Consider the following 12,194-nt stretch of genomic DNA (forward strand, 5'->3'; position numbering starts at 1 on the left):
ATCGGTGTAGTTACGGCGAGTACTTGGGTACATGGCAACCTCCAAGAGAGCGACTTAAGTATCGCTTCTTGGCGTCCGTTGTCACGGGACAGGCCCATGGTCACTTTTGCGCCGTCAAAAGTGACCCGCCGTCAGGGCGGAAGGGGCCGGCAGAGCCGCCATCCACAATGGATATGTCCGCCAAGACCAAGGCCAAAACCAACAGCCAAAAAATCAAAAGCACCGTCGGCAAGGCCGGCTCCCGCATGAGCAAACCGACTACTGGGATGCTTCTGCAGCAGCTTGTAGATGCGGGTAAGAAATCGCCAGCGCAAGGTCTAGCCGAGTTCAGGCAAACATCGAAGCGATTGGCTGCCATAACGATGGACATCGCGGTGAAGGGTATTGGCCTCGTCGCCGGCGTCGGTCAGTTAACCGCAGGTGTCGGGATTTGTGTTCGGGCACGAGGTCGATGTCACCACCTGCTACCCCGCAAACCACCCATCCCGCCGCTCCAGCCGCCACGCCATCAGCCCAAGCGTCACCGCCCGCAACGCCATGAACAGCAAAAATGCCAACCACAAGCCATGGTTGCCCAGCCCGCTGGCCAGCCAGGCAAACGGTAGCGTAATCGCCACACTCACCAGCATCCCGTTACGCATCTCCCGCGCCCGCGTCGCACCGATAAACAAGCCGTCGAGCAAATAGCTCCACACCGCAATCACTGGCAACACCGCCAGATACGGCAGGTACTCAAAGGCCGTCTCGCGCACACTCGGGATGTCCGTTTGTAACTGGATAAACCAATGCCCGCCCAGCAAGAACAACCCGGCAAAGCCCACGCTGGCCAGCAGCGACCAGCCACAGGCCACCGTCAGCGAACGACGCAGCGCGGGTCGATCCCCGGCGCCAATCGCGTGCCCGCACAAGGCCTCCACCGCATGCGCCAGGCCATCCAGCGCATACGCCGTCAGCAGCAGGCCATTGAGCAGCAGCGCATTCGCCGCCACGGTCGCTTCGCCCATCCGCGCACCCTGCACGGTGATCAGGAAGAACACCCCCTGCAACGCCAGGCTCCGAATGAAGATGTCCCGGTTCACACTCAGCAGCGGCCGCCAGCTCTGCCAGCGTGTCAGCAACGCCCAGACAATCGTCCCCGGGTACGCCCGCAACGACGGCCGGGTCAGCGCCAGCCCGAGCAACGCCGCCGACCACTCGGCAATCACCGAGGCCCGCGCCGAGCCCAGCACGCCCCAATCCAGCCCCAGTACGAACCACAGGTTGAGGACGATGTTCAGCACGTTGGTCGTCAGCAGGATCGCCAGCGGCGCCCGTGCGTTCTGTGTACCGAGGAACCAGCCGACCAGGGCGAAGGTGGCCAGCGCCGCCGGTAAACCGAGCAGGCGGGTCTGGAAGAAGTCCTGGGTGCTCTGCTCCAGTGCCGCACTGGGGTTCATCAGGCCCAGCGCCAGGTGGCTGAAGGGTAGGGCGAACACCCCCAGCAACAGGGCGAAGAACAACGCCAGCAGCAACCCCTGCACCAGCACCTGACGCAACGCGGCGCCGTCTGCACGCCCCGCCGCTTGCGCGGCAAAGCCGGTCGAGCCCATGCGCAGGAAACCCAGCACCGACACTAGCAAGGTGTACAGGCTGCCACCCACCGCCACCGCACCCAGCTGATGCGCATGCGGCAGATGGCCGATCACCGCGCTGTCGACCAGCGCCACCAGCGGCACCGAGACATTGGAAAGAATCATCGGCGCCGCCAGCCCCCACACCTTGCGGTGGGTCGGGCGGTCGCGCCAATCGGCGAGTAGTTGTGCCATGCGAAGCTCCTTGAGAGCCGGCATTGTAACCAGCTCGGGCACCTAATCAGGTGAACGCGGTCTCACCTCGCCGCCTTCGGCCGGCCAAAGCGCCGGGCTTGATATATAGTTCTTTCCCTAGACCCTGCTGCCAAAAGAGTTACCCCCCCATGCTCAACAAAGGATTGTGGCTGGCCTGCGCGCTGGCGCTGCTCAGCGCCTGCGACTCGTCGTCTGTGGATAAACCGGCCCCGGCCCCCGCCGAGAAAGCCGCTGCCGCCCCGGCGGCGAGCAAGGTGGATGCCGCCACCCTGGCGCAACGCTACGCCGGCCGCGAGCTGAACGTGGTCGATGTGTCGGAAGTGCAGGTCGATGGCGCCAGCGCACTGTCGGTAACCTTCTCCGCCCCGCTGGAGGCCGACCAACCGTTCGCCGACCGCCTGCACCTGGTCGACAGCAGCAAAGGCAAGATCGATGGCGCCTGGGAACTCTCCGACAACCAGATGGAACTGCGCCTGCGTCACCTTGAGCCGCAACGCAAACTGATCCTCACCATCGACGCCGGCCTGGCCAGCGTCAATGGCAAGCGCCTCGCCGCCGAATACGTCAGCCGCCTGGAAACCCGCGACATGCAACCGAGCATCGGCTTCGCCAGCCGCGGTTCGCTATTGCCGACGCGCCTGGCCGAGGGCCTGCCGGTGATCGCGCTGAACGTCGCCAAGGTCGACGTGGAGTTCTTCCGCATCAAGTCCGAGTCGCTGCCGACCTTCCTCGGCAGTTGGGGGCGCAGCAGCGCCATGCAGTACTACGAGTCGCGCGAGCTGCTGCCGATGGCCGACCTGGTGTATGCCGGGCGCTTCGACCTCAACCCGGCGCGCAACACCCGCGAAACCCTGTTGCTGCCGATCGGCGGGATCAAGCCATTGCAGGCGCCGGGGGTGTACCTGGCGGTGATGCGTGCCTCGGGCACCTACAACTATTCACAGCCGGCGACGCTGTTCACGCTCAGCGACATCGGCGTTTCCGCACACCGCTACAGCAACCGCCTGGACGTGTTCACCCAGGCGCTGGAAGGCGGCAAGGCCCTCGATGCAGTCAACCTCGAACTGCTCGACACCAGCGGCAAGCTGCTCGCCCAGGGCAAAACCGACGGCACCGGCCACGCCCAGTTGCCGCTGCCACCCAAGGCCGACGTGCTGCTCGCCCATCAGGGCCCGCACACCACCTTGCTGCGCCTGAACAGCGCGGCGCTCGACCTGTCCGAATTCAGCATCACCGGCCCGCAGGCCAACCCGTTGCAGTTCTTCGTGTTTGGCCCGCGCGACTTGTATCGCCCCGGCGAAACCGTGCTGCTCAACGGTCTGCTGCGCGATCAGGACGGCAAGCCAGTCAAGGCCCAGCCGGTGACCGTGGAAGTACGCCGGCCGGATGAACAGGTCAGCCGCAAGTTCGTCTGGGAGGCCGATGCCAATGGCTTCTATCAGTATCAGTTGCAGCTCGCCGGCGAAGCGCCGACCGGGCGCTGGCAGCTGGTGTTCGACCTGGGCGGCGGCAAGAAGCAGGTCCACGAGTTCCTCGTCGAAGACTTCCTGCCCGAACGTATGGCCCTGGCGCTCAAAGGCAGCGACACGCCGCTGAGCCCGGACGCAACCGCCGAGATCGCCGTCAACGGTCGCTACCTCTATGGCGCCCCCGCTGCGGGCAATCGCCTCAGTGGCCAGGTGTACCTGCGGCCACTGCGCGAAGCGGTGCCGGCGCTGCCGGGCTATCAGTTCGGCTCGATCACCGAGCAGGAACTGAACCAGGACTTCGAGCTGGACGAAACCACCCTCGACGACAACGGCGACGCCACCCTGAGCATCGAAAGCAAATGGTCCGAGGCCCGTTCGCCGCTGCAACTGACGGTGCAGGCGAGCCTGCAGGAGTCCGGCGGCCGGCCGATCAGCCGACGCCTGGAGCAGCCGATCTGGCCGGCCGAGCGCTTGCCTGGCCTGCGTGGGCTGTTCGACGGTGAGGAAACCGACGGCGATGCGCCGGCCGAGTTCGAGTTCCTGGTCGCCGACCGCGACGGCAACAAGCTTGCGGCGGACAACCTCAAGGTGCGCCTGATCCAGGAGCGCCGCGACTACTACTGGAACTACTCCGACAGCGACGGCTGGAGCTACAACTACAACGAGAAATTCCTTACCCAGAGCGAGCAGACCCTCAGCGTCAAGGCCGGCAGCACCGCCAAGCTGAATTTCCCGGTGGAGTGGGGCCCGTACCGCGTCGAGCTGGAAGACCCGCAAACTGGCGTGGTCAGCAGCCTGCGCTTCTGGGCCGGCTACCGCGCCCAGGACAACGCCGACGGCGGTGCCGTACGCCCCGACCAGGTCAAGTTGGCGCTGGACAAACCGGCCTACGCCGACGGTGACACGGCCACTGTCACCGTTACCCCGCCGGCGGCCGGCAAGGGCTACCTGATGGTTGAGGGCGGCGACGGCCCGCTGTGGTGGCAAGCAATCGATGTGCCGGCCGAGGGCAAGGCCTTCGCGGTGAAGCTCGACCCGAAATGGGCGCGGCATGATCTGTACGTGAGCGCGCTGGTGATCCGCCCCGGCGAGCGCAAGGCCAATGTCACGCCCAAGCGTGCCGTGGGCGTGCTGCACCTGCCGCTCGACCGTGCCCAGCGCAAGCTGGCGGTTACCCTGCAGGCACCGCAGACGATGCGCCCGAAACAGCCGCTGACGGTCAAGCTGCAGGCGCGCAACGCCGACGGTAGTGTGCCCAAGCAGGTACAGGTGCTGCTGGCGGCGGTGGATGTGGGCATTCTCAACATCACCGAATTCGTCACCCCCGATCCGTTCACCGGCATGTTCGGCCGCAAGGCCTATGGCGCCGACCAACTGGACATCTATGGCCAGTTGATCGAAGCCGGCCAGGGCCGACTGGCGAGCCTCGCCTTCGGGGGGGACGCGGCCATGGCCAAGGGCGGCAAGCGGCCCGATACCAGCGTGACCATCGTCGCCCTGCAAAGCGCGCCAGTGACCCTCAACGCGCAGGGCGAAGGCGAAGCCACGGTCGATATCCCCGACTTCAACGGCGAACTGCGGCTGATGGCCCAAGCCTGGACCGACGAGCGCTTTGGTGTGGCCGAAGGCAAGACGGTGGTGGCTGCACCGCTGATTGCCGAACTGTCGGCACCGCGCTTCCTCGCCGGTGGCGACCGCACCAGCCTGGCGCTAGACCTGGCCAACCTCTCGGGCAAGGCGCAAAAGCTGAATGTGTCGCTGAGTACCGCAGGCCAGTTGAGCCTGATTGCGCCGACCACCCGCAGCTTGACCCTGACCCAGGGCCAGCGCGTCACCTTGCAGGTGCCAGTGCAGGCCGAAGGTGGCTTCGGCCAGGGCCGCGTCACGGTGCAGGTGCAGGGCCTGGACCTGCCCGGCGAGCCGCCGCAGGTGTTCAGCCGCGAGTGGACGCTGGGTGTGCGCCCGGCCTATCCGGCGCAACTCAAGCATTACCGTGTGGCCCTGCGCGAGCAGCCATGGAGCCTGCCCGAGCAGGACCTGGCGGCTTTCGAACCGGCCGGCCTGGAAGGCATGCTGGCGCTGTCGAGCCGCCCGCCGCTGAACCTCGCTGAGCAGATCCGCGCGCTGGAAGCCTACCCCTACGGCTGCCTGGAGCAGACCACCAGCGGGCTCTACCCGTCGCTGTATGCCGACGAGGCCACGCTCAAGCGCCTCGGCCTCAAGGGTGAGCCGGCGCCGGTACGTCAGCGCAAGATCGAGATGGGCATCGAACACTTGCTGGGCATGCAGCGCTACAACGGCAGCTTCGGTTTGTGGAGCTCGGACGACGAGGAGGAATACTGGCTGACCGCGTATGTCACCGACTTCCTCCTGCGCGCGCGCGAGCAGGGTTACGCGGTGCCGCCCGAGGCTCTGAAGAAGGCCAACGAGCGGCTGCTGCGTTACCTGCAGGAGCGCAACCTGATCGAAGTGAACTACAGCCAGAACGCCGAGCACAGCCGCTTTGCCGTGCAGGCGTATGCAGCGCTGGTGCTGGCGCGCAGTCGGCAGGCGCCGCTGGGGGCCTTGCGCAGCCTGTTCGAGCGGCGTGCCGATGCGCGCTCCGGCTTGCCGCTGGTGCAACTGGCCATCGCGTTGGACAAGATGGGCGACAAGCTGCGGTCCGAGCAGGCCTTGCAGGCTGGGTTGGCGGTGACGCGCAACAACGACTGGATGGCCGACTACGGCAGCCCGGTGCGCGACCAGGCGCTGATTCTGGCGCTGCTGGAGGAGAACAACCTGGCGCCGACGCAGGTACAGGATCGCCTGTTCGAGTTGTCCGACCGTTTGGCGGCGAGCCAGTGGTTGTCGACGCAGGAGCGCAATGCGCTGTTCCTCGCCGGGCGTGGTCTGCTCAAACTGCCGGAAGGCAAGTGGAGCGCGCGGCTGGACAGCGCCGGTGAAGTGCGCGAGCTGAATGCGGCCGAGTCCGGGATGAAGCTGGAGGGGGCGTTGCTGGCCTCGCCGTTGACGGTGAGCAACGCTGGCGATCAGGTGCTGTATCAGCAACTGACCTTGTCCGGGTATCCGCGCTCGGCGCCGGCGGCGTTTGGCCACAACATGAGCATTCGTCGCGAGTTCCTTGGGATGAATGGTCAGGCGCTGGACCTGAAGCAGTTGCACAGCGGCGACCTGGTGCTGGTGCACCTGGCGGTGACCGCCAAGGAGCGGGTGCCGGATGCGTTGGTGGTGGACCTGTTGCCGGCCGGGCTGGAGCTGGAGAACCAGAACCTGGCGCAGAGCGCGGCGAGCCTGGACAACGCCAGCAGTGCGGTGAAGCAGTGGCGCGAAGCGATGCAGAACGCCAACGTGGTGCATCAGGAATTCCGGGATGACCGCTATGTGGCGGCGTTGAACCTGGAGGGTTATGGCACCACGCACCTGCTGTACCTGGCCCGGGCGGTGACGCCGGGCACTTATCGGGTTCCGCCGCCGCAGGTGGAATCGATGTACCGGCCAAATTGGCAGGCACTGGGTGAGACCCCAGGGGAGATGGTGATTCGCGGGCGCTGACGGGCTTTAGGGCCCTATCGCGGGACGAGCCCGCTGCCACAGAAGAGCCGCTGTGTTTTTCTGTGGGAGCGGGCTTGTCCCGCGATGCGCTTCAACGCACCACCAAACTCAACACCCACAACCCCAGCAGCAACCAGATGATCCCCAGCACAATCGACGCCCGCATGAACGCGCGCACCGCCGAATACAGCAACAGCAACCCCACCACCAATATCAGCATGCTGATCAGCGAGGTATCCATGCCCAACGTGTGCGCCAGGCCATCGATGAAATTACCGCCAGCCAGTTGAACACCCCACTCAAGCCATCGACCACAAAACGGATCAACGCGCCCAGCGCCTGGCCCAACCACTCGAAAAACCCTTCTACCTGCATAGTCAGTCGCTTCCTGATGATCATCTCGACGAATTCGCCGCGTCCCACGCTTTGGCCACACCGGGCGCCACGCAGTTCCCTGGCGGCCTGCCGATGTTCAGCGTAGCCCGCCCCTACAGCCGCCGGGTAAAACTGCTGCGCGCCATCGCCCTCGGCAGCCTGCTGCTGTGCGCGCTATTGTGGCTGGCCGACCGCCTCTGGCCACTGCCGATGCCCGCCGACGACCTCGCCCGTGTGGTCCTCGCCGAAGACGGCACGCCGCTCTGGCGCTTCGCCGACGCCGATGGCGTGTGGCGCTACCCAGTCAGCCCCGAGGAAGTTTCGCCGCTTTACCTCGAAGCGCTGCTCACCTACGAAGACCGCTGGTTCTACCAGCACCCCGGCGTCAACCCGCTGGCCCTGCTGCGCGCCAGCTGGCAGAACCTCACGGGCGGGCGCGTGCTTTCCGGCGGCAGCACGCTGTCGATGCAGGTCGCTCGGCTGCTCGACCCGCACGCCCGTACCTTGCCCGGCAAGCTGCGCCAACTGTGGCGCACCGCACAGTTGGAATGGCACCTGTCGAAAGCCGAGATCCTCGCCATTTACCTCAACCGCGCCCCCTTCGGCGGCACCCTGCAAGGCGTCGCCGCCGCCAGTTGGGCCTACCTCGGCAAATCGCCGCTGCAACTCACCCCGGCCGAAGCTGCCTTGCTCGCCGTGCTGCCGCAAGCGCCAAGCCGGCTGCGTCCCGACCGCCACCCGCAACGCGCCCGCGCCGCCCGCGACAAAGTGCTGCAACGGCTTGGCGAATACACCGTTTGGCCCGCGCAGCGCATCGCCGAAGCGCAGGAAGAACCGCTGTTGCTCGCCCCACGCCAGGAACCGGCGCTGGCGCCCCTGCTGGCGCGCCGGCTGAACCGCGCCGACAGCCCGCCGCTGATCCGCACCACCCTCGATGCCGCGCTGCAACGACGCCTCGAAGACCTGCTGCTGGGTTGGCGCGCGCGTCTGCCGGAGCGCACCTCGGCGGCGATCCTGGTGGTCGAGTCGCAAACCATGGCAGTGCGTGCCTACCTCGGTTCGGTCGACCTCAACGACGAGCGCCGCTTCGGCCACGTCGACATGGTCAGCGCGCTGCGCTCGCCCGGTTCGACGCTCAAACCGTTCCTCTACGCGATGGCCCTCGACGACGGCCTGATTCACTCCGAGTCGCTGCTGCAGGACGTGCCGCGGCGCTATGGCGACTATCGGCCGGGCAACTTCTCCCAGGGCTTCAGCGGCCCGGTCGCGGCCAGTTCGGCGCTGGCGCTGTCGCTCAACCTGCCGGCCGTGCAACTGCTCGAAGCCTACGGGCCGAAGCGCTTCGCCGCGCAGATGCGCATGGGCGGTGTGCCGCTGAGCCTGCCGGCACTGGCCGAGCCCAACCTGTCGCTGATCCTGGGCGGCGGCGGCAGCCGTCTGGAAGACCTGGTCGGCGGCTACAGCGCCTTTGCCCGCGACGGCCTGAGTGCGCCGATCCGCTTGCAGCCCGACGCGCCGCTGGTAGAGCGGCGGCTGTTGTCGCCCGGCTCGGCGTGGATCGTCCGACGCATCCTCAGCGGCCAGGCCCGGCCCGACCGCGACCCGCACGCCGAACTGGTGCAACGCCCGCAACTGGCCTGGAAAACCGGCACCAGCTACGGCTTTCGCGATGCCTGGTCGATTGGCGTGGGGCCGCGCTACCTGATCGGCATCTGGATCGGCCGCCCCGACGGCACGCCGGTGCCCGGCCAGTTTGGCCTGGCCTCGGCGGCGCCGCTGATGCTGCAAGTGCATGACGTGCTGAGTAACCGCGACAGCCAGCGCGGCATCGCGGCGCCGATGCCGGCGGTGCCGGCCAATGTCGGCGTGGCGGCGATCTGCTGGCCGCTGGGCCAGCCGCTGAACCGCCAAGACCCGAACTGCCGGCGCCAGCGCTTCGCCTGGACCCTGGACAACACCACGCCGCCGACCCTGCTGGCGCAGGATCAGCCACTGGGGATGGGCTTGCTGGAGAAGGTCTGGCTGAATGCCCAGGGCCAGCGGGTGGATTCGGCCTGCGCCGGGGCGCAGGCGCGCGACATTGCCCTGTGGCCGGCGCCGCTGGAACCCTGGCTGCCGAGGCTGGAGCGGCGCGAGGCGCGGCTGCCGGCCATCGATCCCAACTGCCCGCCGCGGGTGCCGCCGACCGCGCCGCCGTTGTCGATTGTCGGCGTGCGCGGCGGCGATCAGCTGCGCCGCCCGGCGACCAGTCGCGAGCCGTTGCGTCTGGACGTGTCGGCGCTGGGCGGCAGCGGCCAGCGCTGGTGGTTCCTCAATGGTGCGCCGCTGGGCGAAACGGCTGGTCAGCAGAGCCTGGTCGCGCGTTTCGAAGCGCTCGGCCACTTCGAGTTGAGCGTACTCGACGCCAGCGGGCAGACCGCGCGGGTCGAGTTTCAGGTCAGCGAATAACCCGGCGCCTCAGTAGCGCCGGATCATCCACACCCCTCCCAGAATCAGCACCAGCCCGGCGATCTTGCCGAGGCTGGCCGGCACTTCGCGAAAGCCCGCCCAACCGAAGTGGTCGAGGGTCAGGGCCATGGCCAACTGGCCGGCCAGCACCAGCGCCATGAACAGCAACGCGCCGATCCGTGGCCCGGCAAACGCCGCCGTGGTGATGAAGAACGCACCGAGCAGGCCACCACACCAGTGCCACCAGGTCAGGCCTTTGAGCGCGTTGAAGCTGGGCACCTCGCGTTGTAGCAACACCAGCACCAGCAGGGCCAGGGTGCCCACGGCGAAAGAAATCAGCGCGGCGGCCAGCACGCTGGACACCTGTTTGGCCAGCTGGCCGTTGATACCGGCCTGCAAGGGCAGGAAGGCGCCGGCGACAAAAGGTAGGCAAAGCAGCCACCAGGCAGGGGCGGGCATGGCGTACTCCAGGAAAAAAGTGGGCGCGGAGTATACCGAGCGCGCCGGCAAATAGCCTGTCGCTTGGATATAGCGCGAAAGTAAAAGCGCCCGACGGTCATGCCCAAGCCCTTGAAACAGCGGGGGAAAAGGCCACTGCGCAAAGGTATAGAAGGGGTTAATACCAAGTTCTGGATTGTTCGCCTGGCCAGCCGGGGCTGAGATGACTGCAACGGACGTGGAGGTGCCGGCGATACCGGCGCCGTCCGCAAACAAGAGCAGCGGCAGCGGTAACAAGGAGTCGCCAGAATGAATACTCAAGCGTGGTGTAAGGCAAGTACGGCGCTGGCCCTGGTGCTGGCAGCGAGCATGAGCCTGGGTGGCTGCAGCAGTGGCGGTGGTGGGCATCACAGCAGTGTCGACGAATCGTCGCCGACCGCCGGCACCGACGGTGGGACCGGCAGCACGGGTGGCACCGATGGCGGTACGGGTGGCACCGGCGGCACCAATGGCGGCACGGCGGGAACCGGTGGCGGAACAGGCGGAACAGGCGGAACCGGCGGAACCGGAGGCACGGACGGCGGCACGGCAGGCACCGGCGGCGGCACAGGTGGGACCGGAGGCACCGGCACTGGCGATGGCGGCCTGGCGGGTGGTGGAACAGGCGGCACGGGTGGCACAGGTGGCACAGGTGGAACAGGTGGAACAGGTGGAACAGGTGGAACAGGCGGCGGCACCGGCGGTGGCACCACCAACCCGGTGCTAACCCCGTTGATCACCGGCCAGGTGGTCGGTCAGGTCGGTAATGCCGTGAGTGGTTTGGGTACTGGCGTTGGCAGTGTCGGCACGGTGGTCGATAACCTGCCAGTCGTCGGCAGCACCGGCGCCGGTGGCCTGGTGGGTTCGCTCGGCTCGGCGGTTACCAGCATCGGCACCGGGCTCAGTGGCGGTGTCGGCCAGATCGGCACCGCTGGCAACGCCATCGGCACCACCCTGGCCGGTGCCGGCGGCGCGCTGTCGAACCTCGGCAGCGGTGTGCAAACCCTGGCCGGCAGCTCGGCCATCGAGCAGATCCCACTGGTGGGCGGGGTGCTGGGCAAGGTCGGCGAAACCGTGACCATGCTCGGCGATACGCTGAGTGCCAACAGCACCAGCGGCCCACTGGGCAACCTCAATCAACAGTTGAGCAATCAGGTGGTCAAGGTGGTCTCGCTGGCGGAGACCAGCACCGGCAAGGTCAGCGGTGCCAGCGGGCTGGCCGGGCCGTTGAACGGCGTGCTGGATAAAGTCGGCAGCACCGTCGATGGGGTCGGTGACAAGCTCGCCGCCGCCGGCAACGGCAACCCGCTGACCACTGCCGTCGGTGGTCTGGTCAGCAACCTCGGCACGGCGGCCAGCACGGCTGGCGGCCTGGCCACCCCGGCCACTGGCAGCGGCGGCAGTGGCGGCACGGCCGGCGTGGGCCTGCTGGAAACCGTCGGTGGCGCCGTGGTCGGTGCCGGCAGCGGGCTGGCCGGCAGCAGCAACAACAATGGCCTGGTCAGCAGCGTCGGCACGACCGTCGCCACGCTGGGCAGCAGCGTCGCCTCCGTCGGTCCGGTGCTGGGCGGCAGCGGTGTTGCCAGCACGGCGGCGGCAGTCCCTACCGCAGCCCTCACCGGCAACGTCGGCGCAGCGGTCGCGCCAGTGCTCGGCACAGTGGCCAGCGTTAGCCAGAACGTTGGCGCCAGCACCGGGCTCGGCACGCCAGTCAATGGCCTGCTGATCCAGGTCGGCGGGGCGGTCAGCGGGGTGGGTTCGCAGGTGGCGGCAGCCACTACTAACCCGGTGGTCGATAATGTCGGCGCTACGGTCGGGGCGGTCGGCGCCACGGTCGGCAAGGTCGGGGGTCTGCTCGGCGGTGGCACCAGTGCCGGGCAGGGCGGTGCTGTCGGCGGCCTGCTCAACAACGTGACAGGGGGGCTGCAAGGCGGCTTGCTGGGTGGTAATAGGTAAATGGCCAGCATCGGTTAGACGATTTTACGGGCAACACCTACGCTTGAGTCTGACGAGGGAACCGTCTTGGTTCCCTCGTATTTTTCAGGAA

General features: G+C 67.2%; 6 protein-coding genes and 1 pseudogene. 4 read left to right on the forward strand and 3 right to left on the reverse strand.

From position 1 onward, the window contains the following. Positions 1-464 precede the first annotated feature (464 nt). On the reverse strand, positions 465-1,805 hold the full coding sequence (locus tag DCO48_RS21665; protein ID WP_116552655.1) for an MATE family efflux transporter: 1,341 nt from the start codon (positions 1,803-1,805) through the stop codon (positions 465-467). A gap of 149 nt (positions 1,806-1,954) precedes the next feature. Here DCO48_RS21665 and DCO48_RS21670 point away from each other — a divergent pair, with 149 nt between their 5' ends. Beyond that, positions 1,955-6,847, forward strand: coding sequence for an alpha-2-macroglobulin (locus tag DCO48_RS21670; protein WP_116552656.1), 4,893 nt, complete (start codon positions 1,955-1,957; stop codon positions 6,845-6,847). A gap of 91 nt (positions 6,848-6,938) precedes the next feature. On the opposite strand, the pseudogene DCO48_RS21675 reads toward DCO48_RS21670, so the two are convergent. Next, positions 6,939-7,222: pseudogene (locus DCO48_RS21675) on the reverse strand (hypothetical protein). 93 nt (positions 7,223-7,315) lie between these two features. Between DCO48_RS21675 and pbpC the strand changes: the two are divergent. Then, positions 7,316-9,670: a peptidoglycan glycosyltransferase PbpC gene (gene pbpC, locus DCO48_RS21680; RefSeq protein ID WP_116552657.1), complete on the forward strand. Its 2,355-nt coding sequence runs from the start codon at positions 7,316-7,318 to the stop codon at positions 9,668-9,670. A gap of 9 nt (positions 9,671-9,679) precedes the next feature. On the opposite strand, the gene DCO48_RS21685 is transcribed toward pbpC, so the two are convergent. Beyond that, complete coding sequence (locus DCO48_RS21685; protein ID WP_116552658.1) at positions 9,680-10,129, reverse strand: DMT family transporter; 450 nt, start codon at positions 10,127-10,129, stop codon at positions 9,680-9,682. Between the two features lie 358 nt (positions 10,130-10,487). On the opposite strand from DCO48_RS21685, the gene DCO48_RS23365 reads away from it, so the two are divergent. Next, a complete protein-coding gene (locus tag DCO48_RS23365) occupies positions 10,488-10,874 on the forward strand; it encodes a hypothetical protein (RefSeq protein WP_371919535.1) in 387 nt (128 codons plus the stop codon). Beyond that, positions 10,868-12,103: a collagen-like triple helix repeat-containing protein gene (locus DCO48_RS21690; RefSeq protein WP_371919536.1), complete on the forward strand. Its 1,236-nt coding sequence runs from the start codon at positions 10,868-10,870 to the stop codon at positions 12,101-12,103. The genes DCO48_RS23365 and DCO48_RS21690 overlap by 7 nt, the downstream gene beginning before the upstream one ends. Positions 12,104-12,194 lie beyond the last annotated feature (91 nt).

Origin of the sequence: Pseudomonas sp. SDI (genome assembly GCF_003105155.1) — a bacterium.
GTDB lineage: Bacteria > Pseudomonadota > Gammaproteobacteria > Pseudomonadales > Pseudomonadaceae > Aquipseudomonas.